Here is a 17,710-nt window from a genome sequence, read left to right on the forward strand (position 1 = left end):
TTTCCGGATCATGCTTTAGCGGCCGGAAACTTTATCACCGTCACTCCCGCGCAAAGGTCGCCTTTGCGCGGCGATAACGGTATGAGAATTGTAGCGAGCGGCCTCCCCACGCCGTCGTTCTGGCGAAAGCCAGGACCCATAACCACCGAATTCGATTGAGCGTGCGATAGTGGCCCCAGCGTCGCATAACAACAAGCGGTTGGGGTAATGGGTCCTGGCTTTCGCCAGGACGACGCTGAATGCATGCATCCTCTCAGGATGACGGTGTGAGAGCCGAGACGGCACTTTCGGCGGTTCAAGACAGCGCCGGCTGCGGCTCGGCGACCGGCGCCGACTTACCCCAGCGCGTCAGGATCACGCTGAGGCAGGACAGCACCCCGAGCACGCCCATCGAGGCGGCGGCGAGTGCGAAGAAGTTCTGCGCGCTCGCCTCATGCGTCGAGAGCCACCAGCCGCCGGCGCCGATGAAGATCAGCCGCGCGGTCTGCGCCAGCACCGGACCGAGCACCTTCGCCGCGCCTTGCGAGGAGAAATACATCGACATCGCCAGGCCGATGAACGCGTACATCGGCGCGGCCGTCGAGAGATATTGATGGCTGGTCGCCCGCACGTGTGGATCGTTGGTGAACAGATTGACCCAGAGGTCGGGGAAGACGGCGATGAAGCTGCCGACCACGCCGACCGCAAGGAACGACACCGTGCCAGCGGTCCAGGCAATGCGCCGGGCCCGCGCGACACGCTCGGCGCCGACCGCCATGCCGATCATCGGTACCGAGGCGATGCCGACCGCGAAGGCGACCGAGGTCAGCATGAATTCGAGCCGCGCGCCGATGCCGTAGCCGGCGAGCACCGCGGTGCCGAACTGCGCCAGCATGTGGGTGAAGATCGAGATCGTCAGAACCGATTGCAGCGGCGAGAAGCAGGACACCGCGCCGACCTTGAGGATGTCGATGAACATCGCCCATTGCACGCGCAGCCCCTTGAATTTCGGCTTCACGCGGGCGCGGCCCGAAAACAGATACCAGCCCATCACGCTGATGCTGATCGAATAGGCGATCAGCGACCCCGCGGCGACGCCGCGCATGCCGAACTGCGGCACCGGCCCGAGACCGAGCCCGAGCGTGCCGCCGAGAATGATCTGCCACACCGCGGACGACAGGATCATGGTCGACGGCAGCTTCATGTTGCCGGTGCCGCGCAGGATGCCGGCCATCGTGTTCATCAGCCAGGGCAGGATCGCACCGCCGAAGAACACCTGCGAATAGGCGGTCGCCTGCGCCAGCACATTGCCGCGGCCGCCGAGCAGTTCGAGCAGGCGCGGACCGAAGATCAGCATGCCCAGCATGAACGTCAAACCAAAGGTCAGGCCGATCAGCAGCGCATGCATCGCCAGCGTCGAGGCGCGCTCGATCTCGCCGGCACCGAGCGCACGCGCGATCGCGGATGCCACGCCGCCGCCCATCGCGCCGCCGGACATCGTCATGGTCAGGATCACGCAGGGAAACACCAGCGCCATCGCCGCAAGCGACTCGACGCCGAGCCGGCCGATATACGAAGTCTCCGCGATGACGACGCAGGTGCCGGCGGAGAGCGCGATCACGTTCGGCCAGGCCAGCCACAAAAGTGTGCGCAGGATCGGCCCGTCGAGCAGCGCATTGCGCGCCGGCTTGGTCACCGGCGGCGGTAGCGGCCGCTCTTGTTCGTCGACAGGAATTTCGGCGAGGCCGAGATCGGACATTTCTACTCCCACGCGCGATCTGGGGAGCCGCGCCATGGTGTTTCCCTACCATGGGCGCGGCGGAATCCACGTGCGCGGGACGCAAGGGGGGCCTGCGCGATTGCAGGTGAACCCGGATGAACCTTGGCGCTAGCCGATCGACCAGACGAACGGTGCGCCGGCGGTGCTATTCGGCTTCAGATGCACCGGAATATGCCGCCCGCAGCCGGCCGCCAGCCCTTCGAACAGGCCGGTCAGCACGCTGGCGCAGGCCGGATGATAATCGGCGACGTCGGCCATCAGCTTCCAGCCCTGCTGGCGGATTTCGAACTGGCCCTCGGACTCGGTGATGTCAGCGACATCGTCCTGCGACTCGAAGAGAGTGCGCAGGAATGCGGCAAATTCCGTGGTACGGCCACGGCTGCCGCCGAGCGCCTGCGCGACCTCGTCGTAATACTGCATGCCGATCAGCTTGCCGGTGAGATGCAGCAGATAGCTCGCATCCTCCGGGCCGAACACCTGCACGATGACCGGCGCGGCCGTCTTCACATATTCCATCGCGTAGTTGCGATAGGCCTTTTCCAGCCGCGGCTTCGGCCAGCTGTCCACCGGCAGCGCCGGCGCGGTCCCGGGATCGAACGGCGGCGCCTCGAGATGGCGCGCGAACACCAGGCGCTGATCGAGCTCGAGCGGATGATCGTATTCGCAATAATAGCCCTCAAGCCCGTCCTGCCCGTCGACGCTCTGCTTGGTGCAGACGAAGCCGAGCCGCAAATCCCCGAGCGCGACGCCGTTGTTGGCGTGCCAGCCGCGCAGCATCGCGCGCGAGACCTCGCCGGGCACGCCGCAGATCGCCGTGCCCTTCCAGATCCAGCGCGGCGGCGGATAGCGAATCCAGGCCTTGCGGTCGGTCTCGTACATGTATTCGACATGCACGCCGCCGATCCAGTTGGAGAGGTAATGATACTGCGCGGCCGCGACCGCCGGCGGCAGGCCGTCGAGGCCGAGCTTCTTCAAGCCGGGCAGGAAGCGCTCCTGCTGCTGGCGGCGAAACACGCGGAAGACGAACTCCGCGGCGTCAGTCGTGCCGCGCCGCGTGACCACGGTGAGGATCAGCCCGGTGAAGAAGGCATGATAGAGATCGGCGACGCCGCGCCACTTCCGCCATTGCGCTTCCTGTGCGCTTTCGCCTGCGGTCATGTTCGCTCCCTGGCTGTTGTTGGCGAGGCGAGCTCGCATGCGCAATCGTAGCCCGGATGCAGCGAAGCGCAATCCGGGGCAGCTCAATGCGCGTATGCAGCGTCCCGGATTTCGCTACGCTTCATCCGGGCTACGGAATTACACGCGCGCGAAACGGAATTGCACCCGAAATCCTTGGAGAGCTTCTGGAAGTGTGTCATCGGCATAGACGCGACGCAACTAGACACATATTCGGTGTCATCGCCCGACTCGATCGGGCGATCCAGTATTCCAGAGACAGTCGTTATCGATGGAGAAGCCGCGGCGTACTGGATTCCCCGCTTTCGCGGGGAATGACAACAAAGTGGGAAGTCCGAGCTACGGAATTACGCACGCGCGCGAAACTGAAATGTGTCATTCGCCGAAGAGACGGCGCAACCAACACACACTCGGTGTCATCGCCCGACTTGATCGGCGATCCAGTATTCCAGAGACAGTCGTTGTCGATGGAGAAGCCGCGGCGTACTGGATTCCCCGCTTTCGCGGGGAATGACGGCGGAGAATGACGCGAAATCCGGCGCGCGGAATTACACGCGCGCGAAACGGAATTAGACGCGAAAATGCTTGGAGAGCTTCAGGCCCTGCGCCTGATAGTTCGAGCCGATGCGCTGGCCATAGAGCGCATCAGGACGCTCGAGCATGCGTTCATAGACGAGGCGGCCGACGATCTGGCCATGCTCGAGGATGAACGGCACCTCGCGCGAGCGCACCTCCAGCACGGCGCGCGCGCCCTTGCCGCCGGCGCCGGCATAGCCGAAGCCGGGATCGAAGAAGCCGGCATAGTGGACGCGGAATTCGCCGACCAGCGGGTCGAACGGCACCATCTCCGCGGCGTAGTCCGGCGGCACCTGCACCGCCTCTTTCGAAGCCAGGATGTAGAACTCGCCGGGATCGAGGATGAGACTGCCGTCGGGCCGCGCCTTGATCGGTTCCCAGAAATCGTCGACCGCATAGCCGCCGCGGCGATCGACATCGACCACGCCGGTATGGCGCTTGGCGCGATAGCCGACGAAGCCCCCCGAGCTCTCGCCGGAGAGATCGACGGAAAGCGCAACGCCATGGGTGAGATCGGCATCGTCGATATCGACCAGCCGCTCGGCGGCATGCAGCGCATCGAGCTCGTCGGCGGTCAACGTCGCCTCGCCGATCCGGAAGCGGACCTGGCTGAGCCGCGACCCCTCGCGCAGCAGCACGGGAAACGTCTTCGGGCTGATCTCGGCGTAGAGCGGGCCGTGATAGCCGGCGCCGATCATGTCGAAGCGGCGGGTGCCGTCGGCGATCACGCGGGTGAAGACGTCGAGCCGTCCGGTCGAGCTCTTCGGGTTGGCCGCGGCCACGATCTCCGGCGGCAGCGCCAGGCTCTCCAGCAGCGGCACGATGTAGACGCAGTTGGTCTCCAGCACCGCGCCGTCGGACAGATCGATCTCGTGCAGCTTCAGCTGGTCGATCCGCTCGGCGACGGTGGCATCGGGGCCCGGCAGGAAGCTGGCGCGGACCCGGTAGGCGATGTCGCCAAGGCGCAGATCGAGGCTGGCCGGCTGGATCTGGCTCTCGACGAAGTCATAGGCGGGCAGAATGAGGCCGGCCTCCGCCATCTCCGCGATCATGCGGTCGGGCAGGATTCCGTTGGATTCATCTTCCAGCGTGAACGACACGATGCGGTCCCTCGGCGATCCCTCGAGATGGCCCAAAAATCATACTCCAGGCGGCCATCAAGCCCCAAAATATGGGCTTTTACGGGTTATCCGATGACCGTCTTGACGGAAAGGGCGCGAGGGAATATCAGCTGCACTTATCCCGTGGTGATTTGAGCCGGCCGGCTTGCAGCCACGTTAAATAAGTCGCTAAACAGGCCGGGGACAGTGTGATCCCGGCTTGTGGAGGTTGCTCCAGGCCGGTTTTTTTGTGGCCATTCTCCAGAGGAAATGGCCACCTCGGAGGTCACATGTCTGAATCTGAAACCACGGCCCGCTTTCGTCCCGAAACCCGCCTCGTCCATGGCGGCACGCTGCGCTCGCAATTCGGGGAGACGTCGGAAGGGCTGTTTCTCACCCAGGGCTACGTCTACGACACCGCCGAGCAATGCGAGGCGCGCTTCAAGGGCCAGGACCCCGGCTTCATCTATTCGCGCTATTCCAACCCGACCATCGCGATGTTCGAGCGCCGCATGATCGAGCTCGAGGGCGCGGAAGCCGCGCGCTCGACCGCGACCGGCATGGCCGCGGTGACCACCGCGATCCCTCGCGCCGCTGAAGGCCGGCGATCATGTGGTGGCCTCGAAGGCCCTGTTCGGCTCCTGCCTCTACGTGGTGCAGGACCTGTTGCCGCGCTACGGCATCGAGACGACCCTGGTCGACGGCCTCGACCTCGACCAGTGGCAGCGCGCGTTGCGGCCGAACACCAAGACCTTCTTCCTGGAGAGCCCGACCAATCCGACGCTCGACGTGCTCGACATCGGCGCGATCGCCAAGATCGCGCATGGCGGCGGCGCCCGGCTGATCGTCGACAATGTGTTCGCGACGCCGATCTGGCAGAGCCCGCTGTCGCTCGGCGCCGACGTCGTGGTCTATTCCGCGACCAAGCATATCGACGGCCAGGGCCGCTGCCTCGGCGGCGTCATCCTGTCGTCGGAGGCCTTCATCGCCGAGCACATCCACAATTTCATGCGCCAGACCGGGCCATCGCTGTCGCCGTTCAACGCCTGGGTGCTGCTGAAGGGGCTGGAGACGCTCGGCGTCCGCGTTCGCGCCCAGACCGAGAACGCGGCGAAGATCGCCGAGGCGCTGGCCAAGCATCCGAAGGTCACGCGGCTGGTCTATCCGGGCCGCCCCGATCATCCGCAGGCAGCGACGGTGAAGAAGCAGATGGGTGCCGGCTCGACGCTGGTGGGCTTCGAGGTGAAGGACGGCAAGGCCGGCGCCTTCCGCTGCCTCAACGCGCTGAAGATCTCGCGCATCTCCAACAATCTCGGCGATGCCAAGAGCCTGGTCACGCATCCCGCGACCACGACGCATCAGCGCCTGGCACCGGAGGCCCGCGCCGAACTCGGTATCAGCGAAGGCTTCATTCGCTTCTCGGCCGGGCTGGAGCATCCCGACGACCTGATCGAGGACTTCGAGCGCGCGCTGGAGCAGGTTTGAGGCAAACGCCTCTTGCGGGCGGCGTGCGCCGTTCTTTCGGCGTCGTCGTGGCCGGGCTTGTCCCGGCCATCCACGTCTTGCTCGCAGCGACCGCCAAAGACGTGGATGCCCGGCACGAGGCCGGGCATGACGAGATCGTGGGACGATTGCGCGCTATCTCTTAAAGCGCGATGAGATTAGGTTGAATCGTCATCGCGCCTTAGCTCTTTGTTTGAGCATGATCTTTTCGGAAAACCGCTTCGCACTTTTCCGGATCATGCTTTAGAGCGATTGACCTTACGTCGCCGCCGTCGTGACGCCGCCGTCGACCACGATGGTCTGGCCGGTCATGAACGTCGAGGCGTCGGAGGCGAGATAGGCCACGGCGCCGGCGATCTCGTCGGGCTCGCCGATGCGGCGGAGCGGCGTCGATGCGGTGCGGCGCTTCAGATTGTCCGGGTCCTCCCACAGCGCGCGGGCGAAATCGGTCTTCACCAGGCCCGGCGCCACGCAGTTGACGCGCACGCCCTTCGGCCCCCATTCGCCGGCGAGGCTGCGGCACAGCGCGAAGTCGGCCGCCTTGGAGATGCCGTAGGCACCGATCACGGTCGAGCCGCGCAGGCCGCCGATCGAGGAGATGATCACGACCGAACCCTTGCCGCGCTCGGCCATCTGCGGGATCGCCAGCGCGGACAGCCAGATGTTGCTCTTGACGTTGGAGCCCATGATCTTGTCGAACGCCTCGTCCGTGATGTCGAGCAGCGGGCCGTAATACGGGTTCACCGCGGCGTTGCAGACCAGGATGTCGATCTTGCCGTAATGCTTGATCGTGCCCGAGACCAGCGCCTCGACCTCGTTGCGGCGCGCGATGTTGCAGGGGATGACGAGGGCATCGCCACCCGCCTTCTTGATGCCGTCGGCGACTTCCTGGCAGGCGTCCGCCTTGCGCGAGGAGATCACGACCTTGGCGCCGAGCTTTGCCAAAAGCTCCGCCGAGGCGCGGCCGATGCCGCGGCTCGAGCCGGTGATGACCGCAACCTGGCCGGTGAGATCGAACGGGGTGTTCTTCATTGTTGTTGTTTCCCTGTTATTGGCACGTCATTCCGGGGCGCGACGCAGTCGCGAACCTCAGATGCGCAATCGCGCATCGGGGAATCCAGAGGTTGTGGCGCGAGATTCCGGGTTCTCGCTTCGCGAGCCCCGGAATGACGGAGACAACTTACGCCAGCAGCCCGCCGCCCTCGCTGACGCGACGGAGGTGATAGTCGGTGTCGCCGAGCGTGTTCTCGATCATGGTCAGCCGCTTGAAGTAGTGGCCGATCTTGGCCTCCATGGTCATGCCGATGCCGCCATGAAGCTGGATCGACTGCTGGCCGACGAACTTCAGGGACTTGCCGACCTGCACCTTGGCGGCGGCAACCGCCGACGCACGCTCCTTGGCATCGTCGAAGTCCGACGCCATGGTGGCGAACATCGACATGCTGCGGGCCTGCTCCAGCGCCACGAACATGTCGGCGGCACGGTGCTGCAGGCTCTGGAACGAGCCGATCGCAACGCCGAACTGCTTGCGGGTCTTGATGTACTCGACCGTCTCCTTCAGCGACTCGTCCATCGCGCCGACCGCTTCCGCGCACAGCGCGGTGCGGGCTTCGTCGGCGACGCGCTCGATCAGGGGCAGGCCGTTCTCGGGATCGCCGATCGCAGCGTCAGCACCGACCTCGACATTGGTGAAGGTGATGTCGGCCGCGTGCAGGCCGTCCTGGGTGGGATAGCCCTTCCTGGTGACGCCCTTGGCATCCGCAGGAACCAGGAACACGCCGATGCCAGTCTTGTCGCGCTGGCCGCCCTTGGTCCGCGCGGTCACGATCAGCGTGTCGGCGTTCTCGCCGTTGAGCACGACGAACTTCTCGCCGTCGATCACGTAAGCGTCGCCCTTCTTCTTGGCCGTGGTCACGACGTCGAACAGATCGTAGCGCGAGTTCTTCTCGAGCTGCGCGAAGCCGAAGGTCTTGCTGCCGTCGATGATGCCGGGAATGTACTTGGCCTTCTGCTCGGCCGAGCCGCCATGGCGCAGGAAACCGCCGGCGACCACGACGGTGGCCAGATAAGGCTCGACCACCAGCGCCTTGCCGAGCGCTTCCATCACAATCATGGTCTCGACCGCGCCGGCGCCGAAGCCGCCGTCGGTCTCCGCGAAGGGCAGGCCAAGCAGGCCCTGCTCGGCGAGCTTGCCCCAGAGCGCTTTGCTCCAGCCGCCCTTCTCCTTCATGTACTTCTTGCGCGCATCGAAGTCGTAGGCATCCGCCAGCAACCCGTCGACGCTTTCCTTGAGAAGCCGCTGCTCCTCGGACAGATCAAAATCCATTTTACCATCTCTCCAAAATCAAGCGGGCACTGCTGTTGCCCAGATCCCCGATCGTCATCCCCGCGAAAGCGGGGATCCAGTACTCGGCGGCCATCATTGGGAATTCTGATCGCCGCGGCGTACTGGGTCCCCCGCCTGCGCGGGGGACGACAGCTGAATGTGCGGCTTACAGCCCCAGCACCGCCTTGCTGATGATGTTGCGCTGGATCTCGTTGGAGCCGCCGTAGATCGAAACCTTGCGGTTGTTGAAGTAGCTCGGCGCGATCTGCGCGGTCCAATCCATGCTCTCGTTCGAGCCGGCATCGCCGTGCTCGTCATAGGGCGCGGCGAACGGACCAATGATCTCCATCAACAGCTCGGTCGTGGTCTGCTGGATCTCCGAGCCCTTGATCTTGAGCACCGAGGACGCCGGATTGGGCTTGCCCTTGCCGTGCTTGCCCTCGTCGGCGACGACGCGGAGCTGGGTCAACTCGAGCGCCTTCAGCTCGATCTCGCACGCCGTGAGCTTCTCGCGGAACGCCGGATCCTCGATCACCGGACGGCCGCCGGCCTCGACCTTGGAGGCCAGCGCGCGGATGCGGCGCAGCCGCTCCTTCGACACGCCGACCCGGGCGATGCCGGTGCGCTCATTGCCGAGCAGGAATTTGGCGTAATCCCAGCCCTTGTTCTCCTCGCCGATCAGGTTCTCGTAGGGCACCTCGACATCGTCGAAGAACACCTCGTTGACCTCATGGCCGCCGTCGATGGTCTGGATCGGGCGCACGGTGACGCCCTTCGACTTCATGCTGAACACGATGAAGGAGATGCCCATCTGTTTCTTCGCGGCCGGATCGGTGCGGCAGAGGCAGAAGATCATGTCGGCGTGCTGGGCGAGCGTGGTCCAGGTCTTCTGGCCGTTGATGATCCACTTGTCGCCACGGCGCTCGGCCTTGGTCTTCAGCGACGCGAGGTCCGAACCCGAGCCCGGCTCCGAGAAGCCCTGGCACCACCAGTCGTCGACATTGGCGATGCGCGGCAGATATTCCTTCTTCTGCTTCTCGTTGCCGAAGGTGTAGATGACAGGGCCGACCATGCTGACGCCGAAGGCGAGCGGCTGCGGCGCCGGATAGGACTGCAGCTCCTCGTTGAAGATATAGTGCTGCACGGTGCTCCAGCCGGTGCCGCCATATTCCTTCGGCCAGTGGGTGATGCCCCAGCCCTTCTTGTTGAGGATGCGCCACCAGGTGACCATCTCGTCCTTCGACAGATGGCGGCCTTCCTGCAGCTTGCGCCGGGTCTCCGGCGGCACGTTGTTCTTGAAGAACTCCCGCACCTCCTCGCGAAACGCTATCTCTTCCTTGGTGAAAGCGAGATCCATCGGATCCTCCTTTTGAAATTCAACTTCCTCGTCACTCTCTACTGTCGTCCCTGCGAAAGCAGGGACCCATAACCACCGGCCATCGTAACTGGCACAGCCGGCTGCCGCTCTGCCCCTTACGAGGGCCGCGGCGTATGGGTCCCGGCTCGCGCTTCGCTTGGCCGGGACGACATCGTTACTGCAGCACCTCGAACAGGCCGGCCGCGCCCATGCCGCCACCGACGCACATGGTGACGACGGCGTACTTGGCCTTGCGGCGGCGGCCCTCGATCAGCGCGTGGCCGGTGAGCCGCGCACCCGACATGCCGTAGGGATGGCCGACCGAAATCGCGCCGCCATTGACGTTGATCTTCTCCGGATCGATGCCGAGCTTGTCGCGGCAGTAGAGCACCTGCACCGCAAAGGCCTCGTTGAGCTCCCAGAGATCGATGTCGTCGACCTTGAGGCCATGGCGCTTGAGCAGACGCGGCACCGCGAACACCGGACCGATGCCCATCTCGTCCGGCTCGCAGCCGGCGGAGACGAAGCCGCGGAAGATGCCGAGCGGCTTCAGCCCGCGCTTGGCGGCTTCCTTGTCGCTCATGATCACGGAGGCGCTGGCACCGTCCGAGAGCTGGCTGGCATTGCCGGCGGTGATGGTGAAGCCCTCGCCGCGTACCGGCTTGAGGCCGGCAAGCCCTTCGGCCGTGGTCTCCGGCCGCGGACCTTCGTCCTGCGACAGCGTCACCTCCTTCATCGTGACGGCGCCGGTCGCCTTGTCGGTGACCGCCATCATGGTGGCGATCGGCGCGAGCTCTTCCTTGAACTTGCCGCCCTGCTGCGCGGCGGCAGTGCGGCGCTGGCTTTCGAGGCCATACTCGTCCTGCCTCTCGCGCGAGATGTTGTAGCGTTTGGCGACGATCTCGGCGGTGTCGATCATGGGCATGTAGACCTCGCCCTTGATCTTGAGCAGCGCCGGATCCTGGGCGTGGAAGGAATTCATCTTGTCGTTCTGCACCAGCGAGATCGACTCGCCGCCGCCGCCGACCGCGATCTCGACGCCGTCGAAGATCACCGAGCGCGCGGCGAGCGCAATCGCCTGCAGGCCGGAGGCGCACTGCCGGTCGATCGTGGTGCCGGCGACCGTCACCGGCAGGCCGGCGCGGAGCAGCGCCTTGCGCGCGATGTTGCCGCCGGTCGCGCCCTGCTGCATCGCCGCGCCCATCACGACGTCCTCGATCTCCTTCGGATCGACCTTGGCGCGCGCCACCGCTTCGCCGATCGCATGCCCGAGCAAGGTCGCGCCCTCGGTGACGTTGAGCGCGCCGCGATAGGCCTTGCCGATCGGCGTGCGGGCGGTGGAGACGATAACGGCGTCGGTCATGAGCGGGATCCTGATGCAGTCTGTTGTTGCGTGGATTGAGGTGTCTTGGGCTGTTGCTGGCGCAATTCGTGACGCGACAGCTTGCCAACCGGGGTGCGCGGCAATTCGTCGACGAACTCGACCGCTGCCGGCAATTCATGCTTGCCGACCTTGCCGGTGAGGAACGCACGCAGCTCGTCGATCGAGAACGCCGGCTGCCCGTTGCGCAGCTTGATGAAGGCTTTCGCGGCTTCACCGCGGTAATCGTCGGGAATGCCGATCACGATCACCTCCTGCACGGCGGGATGGGTGTAGATCGCCTGCTCGATCATCTGCGGATAGACGTTGAAGCCGCCGGAGATGATCATGTCCTTCTTGCGGTCGACCAGATAGAAATAGCCGTCGGCGTCCATGTAGCCGATGTCGCCGGTGAGGAAGCGGTCGCCGACGAAAACCTCCGCGGTCTCCGCCGGCCTGTTCCAGTAGCCCTTGGTGACGTTCGGGCCGCGGATGCGGATCTCGCCGACCTCGCCGACCGGCATCACCTTGGTGGAATCCTCCAGCGACACCACGTCCATCTCGATGCCGGGCAGCATCAAGCCGATCGAGCCCGGCTTCTCCGGTCCCTCCTTGGGGTGGCCGGTGCCGGGCGAGCAGGTCTCGGTCATGCCCCAACCGCTCTTCAGCTTCATGCCGACGCGGCGTTCGAAGATCTTCGCGACCTCCACCGGCAGCGGCGCGCCGCCGGAGCCGGCGACCACCAGCGAAGAGAGGTCGCGCTTGTCGAGATCGGGCAGCGAAGCGATCGCGATCCACATTGTCGGCACGCCGGGAAACACCGTCGCGCGCTTGACCTCGATGTCGCGCATCACGGCCTCGACATCGAAGCGCTGGTGCAGCGAGATCAGATGGCCGCGCCGGATCGCCGACAGCAGCACGACGGTCAGTGCGTAGATGTGAAACAGCGGCAGCACGCAGATCACGCGCTCGATCGCATTGCGTTCGAGCCGCCCGGGCTTGCCCCAGACGTCGTAGATCGACACCGCCGCGGTGAGATTGCCATGGCTGAGCATGGCGCCCTTGGGCAGGCCCGTGGTGCCGCCGGTATATTGCAGCAGCGCGACGTCCTCGACGTCGACCGCCGGCCATTGCGAGGGCCTGGTCGCGCCGTCGATGAACTGCCGGTGGGTGATGATCGCGGGATTGTCGGGCAGCGCCGTCTGCGGCGTGCCGACCTTGCCCCAATTGTCATCCTCGCAGACGATCAGACGGTCGAGCAGACCCTTGGCGAGGAATTTCAGCGCGGTCGGCAACAGCGCCGACAAATTGCTGGTGACCAGCACGCGCGCGCCTGAATCGGACAGCTTGTGCGACAGCGCGATCTCGCCGTCGAGCGGCGACAGATGCACGACGCGGGCGCCGGCCTTCAGCGCGCCGAAGAAATTGATCGGATGGTCAGGCGAATTGCCGAGGAACAGCGCGACCGACGTACCCTTGCCGTAGCCGGCCCGCATGAAGGCCGCAGCGGCGGTCTCGACCAGGGCCTCCAGCTCGGCGTAGCTGATCGGCCGGTCGCGGAATTCGAGCACCGGGCGCGCGCCGAACTCGGCGGCGGCGCTCGAGAGCAGGTCCGGCAGCGTGCCGCGCGTGATCTCGTCGCTCCACTGCACGCCCTTGGGATAATATTGTTCGCCGGGATAGGTCATGAATGCCTTCGCAGGGACTCTAAAGGTCGTCATTCCGGGATGGCCCGAAGGGCAGACCCGGAATCCATCAATCCACTCGTTCGACGGCGCCATGGGTTCCGGGTTCATCGCATTGCGATGCCCCGGAACGACACTTGGTTGGGCCGTCGCTCGATCACGCAGCCTTCGACGGCGCGGCGAGCGAGGCGAAGGTCTTGCCCTCGTCGGCGAGCTTCTTGAGCAGCGGCGCCGGCTCGAGCGAGGGATCGTTGGTCTCCTTGGCGTAGAAGGCCAGACGATCGGCGATGTGCTTGAGGCCGACGGTGTCGGCCCAGAACATCGGACCGCCGCGATAGATCGGCCAGCCATAGCCATAGAGCCAGACCACGTCGATATCCGACGGACGCGCCGCGATGCCCTCGGCGAGGATCTTCGCGCCTTCGTTGATCATCGGGTACATCATGCGCTCGAGAATCTCGTCGTCGCTGACGACGCGCTTCTTGCGGCCGAGGCGCGCAAGCGTCTCGTCGATCAGCTTCTCGACCTCGGGATCCGGCAGCGCCGCGCGCGAGCCCGGCTCGTACTTGTAGTAGCCCTTGCCGGTCTTCTGGCCGAAGCGGCCGGCTTCGCAGAGCGCGTCGGCGATCTCCGACTTGATGCCGCGGTCCTTGCGCGAGCGCCAGCCGATGTCGAGACCGGCGAGATCGCCCATCGCGAACGGGCCCATCGGCATGCCGAACTTCGTCACCACGGCGTCGACCTGCTGCGGCAACGCGCCCTCGAACAGCAGCTTCTCGGACTGCTTGCCGCGCTGCGCCAGCATGCGGTTGCCGACGAAGCCGTCGCAGACGCCGACCACTGCCGGCACCTTGGCGATCTTGCGGGCGATCGACACGGCGGTGACCAGCGCGTCCGGCGCGGTCTTGTCGGCGCGCACGATCTCGCACAGCTTCATGACGTTGGCCGGCGAGAAGAAGTGCATGCCCAGCACGTCCTGCGGACGCTTGGTCGACTTCGCGATCTCGTCGATGTTGAGATAGGAGGTGTTGGAGGCCAGCACCGCGCCCGGCTTGGCATACTGGTCGAGCTTGCCGAACACTTCCTTCTTGACCGCCATGGTCTCGAACACCGCCTCGATCACGAGATCGGCGTCGCCGACGTTCTCGATGCCGACGACACCGTTGATCAGCGCCATGCGCTTGGCGGGCGCGTCCGCCGGAATGCCGCCGCGCGCAGCGGTCGCCTCGTAGTTCTTCTGCATGATGCCCATGCCGCGCTTGAGCTGCTCCTCGCCGGTCTCGATCAGGGTGACCGGGATGCCGGCATTGGCGAACGACATCGCGATGCCGCCGCCCATGGTGCCGGCGCCGAGGATGGCGACGCGCGCCACGTTGCGGCCCTTGGTGCCCTCGGGGACGCCGGAGATCTTGGCGGCCTCGCGCTCGGCGAAGAAGGCGTAGCGCTGCGCCTTGGACTGGTCGCCGTTCATCAGCTTGAGGAAGCCCTCGCGCTCCTTCTTCAGGCCTTCATCGAACGGCAGGTCGATCGCGGCGCCGACGGCGTCGGCAGCGGCGAACGGGGCCTCGAGGCCGCGCGACTTCTTGGTCAGCGCAGCGACCGCATTGGTGAAGATCGAACGATCGGCCTTGGCCGCGGCGAGCTTGCTGTCGTCATCGCGCAGCTTGCGCAGCGGACGCTTCTCGGCGACCACCTTGCGCGCAAACGCCTCACCGCCCGTCGCCGGACCCTCGACGATCTCCTCGATCAGGCCGGCCTTCAGCGCCGCGTCCGCGCCGATCGGATCGCCGCCGACGATCATCTTGACCGCGAGTTCGGGACCGACCGCGCGCGGCAGGCGCTGGGTGCCGCCGGCGCCCGGCAGCAGGCCGAGCTTCACCTCGGGCAGACCGAGCTTGGCGTCCTTGGTGGCGACACGATAGTGGCAGGCCAGCGCGACCTCGAGACCGCCGCCGAGCGCGGTGCCGTGGATCGCGGCAACGATCGGCTTCGGCGAGCTCTCCATCAGGCTCAGCACTTCGGCGAGCCCGGGCGGCTTCGGCGGCTTGCCGAATTCGGTGATGTCGGCGCCGGCGATGAAGGTGCGGCCGGCGCAGGTCAGCACGATGCCCTGGACCTGCGCGTCATCGATCGCGCTCTTGATGCATTCGAAGATGCCGCCGCGCACCGCGGCGCTCAGCGCATTCACAGGCGGACTGTTAACCGTGACGACGGCAATATTGTCATGACGTTCGAGCTTGACGACTTCACTCACCGGGACTCTCCCTGGATGCTTGTTCTTGGACTTGTGTTGAGTAGCTGCACGACTTGCGTTGAGCCGCTACGATTAGACCAATTTCGCACTGCGAAATTTAATTCCACATCTTGACATGGAGGGTTATTTTGAAGCACGTGCCTTGTCAACGAGCATGACAAGGGCAGGGAATGAAGCGCGCCAGCAAGAAAGCCGCGACCGATCGCAATTTCGTCGTCGCGCTTTCCCGCGGACTGGACGTGCTGCGCGCATTCCAACCCAATGACGGGCTGCTCGGCAATCAGGAGATTGCGGCCCGCACCAAGTTACCGAAGCCGACCATTTCCCGGCTGACCTACACGCTTACCAAGCTGGGATACCTTACACCTGTACCGAAGTTCGAGAAGTACCAGCTCGCGCCGTCGGCGATGGCACTCGGCTACGCCGCGCTCGCCAATCTCGGCGTTCGGCATTTGTCCGAGCCCTATCGAGAAGAAGTGATGCGCGCGACCGGCGGCGCGGTCGCCGTCGGCGGCCGCGACCGCCACAGCATGATCTATTTCGGCCAGAGCCGGAACGGCCTGGCGCTCGGCGTACAACTCGACGTCGGCTCGCGGGTGCCGATCGCAACCACGGCGATGGGACGTGCCTATATTTGGGCATTGCCGCCCGACGAGCGCGCGGCTTTACTGCGTGAGCTGCGCGATCACTACGGCAGCCGCTGGGCCAAGATGCGCGACGGCATCGAGCGCTCCGGCGAGACGGTCGCGAAGCACGGCTTCACGATGTCCGCAGGCGACTGGCAGAACGACGTCGCCGCAGTCGGCGTCGCATTGAGATTGAACGACGGAACCGGTCCTTACGCCTTCAATTGCGGCGCGCCGGCATTCCGCTTCACGGAAGACAGATTGCTCAACGACATTGGACCTCGTCTTGTCGCGATGGTAAGGAACATCGAGCAGGCGCTCGGTGGAATGGCGCCGCAATCCAAAAAAGAAGAACGCAAAAAGACCAGAGTAGGAGGGAAAGTTGCACGTTTGGCCGAGGGGATCAGATAGCCTCCATCACGCCCAGCGAAACGCATCGCAGGGCCGCTCGCACCGCTCGAAGACGGCGGGCGAGACGAGATGACGCAGGCACAGCTCGCGCAGGGGAATGATCCCTTGCTCGCGGTTCGCGACGTCAGCGTCGTGTTCGGCGGCATCATCGCACTGAACGGCGTGTCGTTCGACATGCGCCATGGACAGATCCTCGGGCTGATCGGGCCGAACGGGGCCGGCAAGACGACGCTGTTCAATTGCCTGTCGCGGCTCTATCAGCCGTCGTCCGGCGACATCCTGATGGAAGGCAAGAGCATCCTGTCGCGCCCGCCGCACCGGATCTCCGAGATCGGCATCGGCCGCACCTTCCAGAACGTCGCGCTGTTCCCCAACCTGTCCGTGATCGACAATGTGCGCGTCGGCGCGCATGCGCGCACCTCGAGCGACATCGTCAGCGACTCGCTGCGCCTCGCCTGGGTCCGCCGCGGCGAGACCGACATGAACAAGAAGGTGCACGACATCCTCGGCTATCTCGATCTCGAGGACGTCGCCCACACCGTGGTCTCGGGACTTCCGTTCGGCACCCAGAAGCGCGTCGAACTGGCGCGCGCCCTGGCCGCGGACCCGAAGATCCTGCTGCTCGACGAGCCGGCCGGCGGCCTCAATCACGAGGAAGTCTACGTGCTCGGCGACCTGATCCGCAAAATCCGCGACGACCGCAAGATCACCGTGCTGCTGGTCGAGCATCACATGGGTCTCGTGATGTCGATCGCCGACCACGTCGTCGCGCTCAATTTCGGCCGCAAGCTTGCCGAAGGCACGCCGGCCCAGGTCCAGGCCGACCCTGATGTCATCAAGGCCTATCTGGGGAGCAAGGACCAATGACCACGATGCTCAACGTCAAGGACCTGCGCGCCTATTACGGCCAGGTCCAGGCCCTGCACGGCCTCAACTTCTCGCTCAACGAGGGCTCGCTGACGACCCTGCTCGGCGCCAACGGCGCCGGCAAGACCACGACGCTGCGGGCGATCTGCAACATGGTGCGCTCGACCGGCGCGATCGAGTTCGAGGGCAAGCCGATCGGCACGCGCTCGACCGAAAACGTGGTCCGCCTCGGCATCGCCCACGTGCCGCAGGGCCGCGGCACCTTCACCAACATGACGGTGGAGGAAAACCTGCAGCTCGGCGCCATCAGCCGCGCCGACAAGAAGGCGATCGGCGGCGACATCGAGCGGATGTACGAGCATTTCCCGGTGCTGAAGCAGCGCTACACCCAGCAGGCCGGCACGCTGTCCGGCGGCGAGCAGCAGATGCTCGCGGTGGCGCGCGCGCTGATGCTGCGGCCGCGCCTGATGCTGCTCGACGAGCCGTCGTTCGGCCTCGCGCCGCTGATCGTGCGCGACCTGTTCCGGATCCTCGGCAAGATCAATCGCGAGGAAAAGGTGACCATCCTGGTGGTCGAGCAGAACGCGCAGCTTGCGCTCGAGCTCGCCGACCAGGCCTACGTGATCGAAACCGGACGGATCGTGATGTCGGGCAATGCCAAGGACATCGCGAACAACGAAGACGTCCGCAAATCCTATCTCGGCTACTGA

General features: G+C 65.2%; 12 protein-coding genes, 1 pseudogene and 1 riboswitch. Of the genes and pseudogenes, 4 read left to right on the plus strand and 9 right to left on the minus strand.

Translation table 11 applies throughout. From position 1 onward, the window contains the following. Positions 1 to 295: 295 nt before the first annotated feature. The 3 genes from ACVWY5_RS35680 to ACVWY5_RS35690 all read right to left on the minus strand — a co-directional run bounded on the left by ACVWY5_RS35680 (position 296) and on the right by ACVWY5_RS35690 (position 4,611). Positions 296 to 1,738, minus strand: a complete 1,443-nt coding sequence (locus ACVWY5_RS35680; RefSeq protein ID WP_028334561.1) for an MATE family efflux transporter — start codon at positions 1,736 to 1,738, stop codon at positions 296 to 298. A gap of 129 nt (positions 1,739 to 1,867) precedes the next feature. Continuing rightward, a complete protein-coding gene (locus tag ACVWY5_RS35685; RefSeq protein WP_028334560.1) occupies positions 1,868 to 2,917 on the minus strand; it encodes a hypothetical protein in 1,050 nt (349 codons plus the stop codon). 587 nt (positions 2,918 to 3,504) lie between these two features. Further along, the gene (locus ACVWY5_RS35690) at positions 3,505 to 4,611 is read right to left on the minus strand and encodes a 2'-deoxycytidine 5'-triphosphate deaminase (RefSeq protein WP_028334559.1); all 1,107 of its coding nucleotides are present in this window, start codon (positions 4,609 to 4,611) and stop codon (positions 3,505 to 3,507) included. 134 nt (positions 4,612 to 4,745) lie between these two features. After that, a riboswitch (SAM riboswitch) is annotated at positions 4,746 to 4,825 on the plus strand. A 76-nt stretch (positions 4,826 to 4,901) separates the two neighbouring features. Between ACVWY5_RS35690 and ACVWY5_RS35695 the strand changes: the two are divergent. Beyond that, positions 4,902 to 6,096 (plus strand): annotated as a pseudogene (locus ACVWY5_RS35695) (O-succinylhomoserine sulfhydrylase). A gap of 276 nt (positions 6,097 to 6,372) precedes the next feature. On the opposite strand, the gene ACVWY5_RS35700 reads toward ACVWY5_RS35695, so the two are convergent. From ACVWY5_RS35700 to ACVWY5_RS35725, 6 genes are all read right to left on the minus strand, one after another. Continuing rightward, on the minus strand, positions 6,373 to 7,146 hold the full coding sequence (locus ACVWY5_RS35700) for an SDR family NAD(P)-dependent oxidoreductase (RefSeq protein ID WP_028338111.1): 774 nt from the start codon (positions 7,144 to 7,146) through the stop codon (positions 6,373 to 6,375). A 148-nt stretch (positions 7,147 to 7,294) separates the two neighbouring features. Beyond that, on the minus strand, positions 7,295 to 8,440 hold the full coding sequence (gene pimD, locus ACVWY5_RS35705) for a pimeloyl-CoA dehydrogenase small subunit (RefSeq protein WP_028338110.1): 1,146 nt from the start codon (positions 8,438 to 8,440) through the stop codon (positions 7,295 to 7,297). A 166-nt stretch (positions 8,441 to 8,606) separates the two neighbouring features. After that, the gene (pimC, locus tag ACVWY5_RS35710) at positions 8,607 to 9,797 is read right to left on the minus strand and encodes a pimeloyl-CoA dehydrogenase large subunit (protein ID WP_028338109.1); all 1,191 of its coding nucleotides are present in this window, start codon (positions 9,795 to 9,797) and stop codon (positions 8,607 to 8,609) included. Between the two features lie 175 nt (positions 9,798 to 9,972). Continuing rightward, positions 9,973 to 11,160, minus strand: a complete 1,188-nt coding sequence (locus tag ACVWY5_RS35715; RefSeq protein ID WP_028338108.1) for an acetyl-CoA C-acyltransferase — start codon at positions 11,158 to 11,160, stop codon at positions 9,973 to 9,975. Further along, the gene (pimA, locus tag ACVWY5_RS35720) at positions 11,157 to 12,845 is read right to left on the minus strand and encodes a dicarboxylate--CoA ligase PimA (RefSeq protein WP_028338107.1); all 1,689 of its coding nucleotides are present in this window, start codon (positions 12,843 to 12,845) and stop codon (positions 11,157 to 11,159) included. Before pimA ends, ACVWY5_RS35715 begins: the two co-directional genes overlap by 4 nt. Positions 12,846 to 12,999: 154 nt before the next feature. Further along, complete coding sequence (locus tag ACVWY5_RS35725) at positions 13,000 to 15,096, minus strand: 3-hydroxyacyl-CoA dehydrogenase NAD-binding domain-containing protein (RefSeq protein WP_028338106.1); 2,097 nt, start codon at positions 15,094 to 15,096, stop codon at positions 13,000 to 13,002. A 170-nt stretch (positions 15,097 to 15,266) separates the two neighbouring features. Between ACVWY5_RS35725 and ACVWY5_RS35730 the strand changes: the two genes are divergently transcribed. The 3 genes from ACVWY5_RS35730 (at position 15,267) to ACVWY5_RS35740 (ending at position 17,710) form a co-directional block, all read left to right on the plus strand. Beyond that, positions 15,267 to 16,133 carry an IclR family transcriptional regulator gene (locus tag ACVWY5_RS35730; protein ID WP_018269093.1) on the plus strand — a complete coding sequence of 289 codons (867 nt, stop codon included), beginning with the start codon at positions 15,267 to 15,269 and terminating at the stop codon, positions 16,131 to 16,133. 69 nt (positions 16,134 to 16,202) lie between these two features. Then, positions 16,203 to 17,000, plus strand: a complete 798-nt coding sequence (locus ACVWY5_RS35735; RefSeq protein ID WP_028338105.1) for an ABC transporter ATP-binding protein — start codon at positions 16,203 to 16,205, stop codon at positions 16,998 to 17,000. After that, positions 16,997 to 17,710, plus strand: coding sequence for an ABC transporter ATP-binding protein (locus tag ACVWY5_RS35740; protein ID WP_028338104.1), 714 nt, complete (start codon positions 16,997 to 16,999; stop codon positions 17,708 to 17,710). Before ACVWY5_RS35735 ends, ACVWY5_RS35740 begins: the two co-directional genes overlap by 4 nt.

Source organism: Bradyrhizobium sp. USDA 3256 (genome assembly GCF_054058275.1).

Coding starts and splice junctions, on each gene's coding strand:
- ACVWY5_RS35680 (WP_028334561.1), bottom strand. CDS start 1,738: ATGTCCGATCTCGGCCTCGCCGAAATTCCTGTCGACGAACAAGAGCGG.
- ACVWY5_RS35685 (WP_028334560.1), bottom strand. CDS start 2,917: ATGACCGCAGGCGAAAGCGCACAGGAAGCGCAATGGCGGAAGTGGCGC.
- ACVWY5_RS35700 (WP_028338111.1), bottom strand. CDS start 7,146: ATGAAGAACACCCCGTTCGATCTCACCGGCCAGGTTGCGGTCATCACC.
- pimD (WP_028338110.1), bottom strand. CDS start 8,440: ATGGATTTTGATCTGTCCGAGGAGCAGCGGCTTCTCAAGGAAAGCGTC.
- pimC (WP_028338109.1), bottom strand. CDS start 9,797: ATGGATCTCGCTTTCACCAAGGAAGAGATAGCGTTTCGCGAGGAGGTG.
- ACVWY5_RS35715 (WP_028338108.1), bottom strand. CDS start 11,160: ATGACCGACGCCGTTATCGTCTCCACCGCCCGCACGCCGATCGGCAAG.
- pimA (WP_028338107.1), bottom strand. CDS start 12,845: ATGACCTATCCCGGCGAACAATATTATCCCAAGGGCGTGCAGTGGAGC.
- ACVWY5_RS35730 (WP_018269093.1), top strand. CDS start 15,267: ATGAAGCGCGCCAGCAAGAAAGCCGCGACCGATCGCAATTTCGTCGTC.
- ACVWY5_RS35735 (WP_028338105.1), top strand. CDS start 16,203: ATGACGCAGGCACAGCTCGCGCAGGGGAATGATCCCTTGCTCGCGGTT.
- ACVWY5_RS35740 (WP_028338104.1), top strand. CDS start 16,997: ATGACCACGATGCTCAACGTCAAGGACCTGCGCGCCTATTACGGCCAG.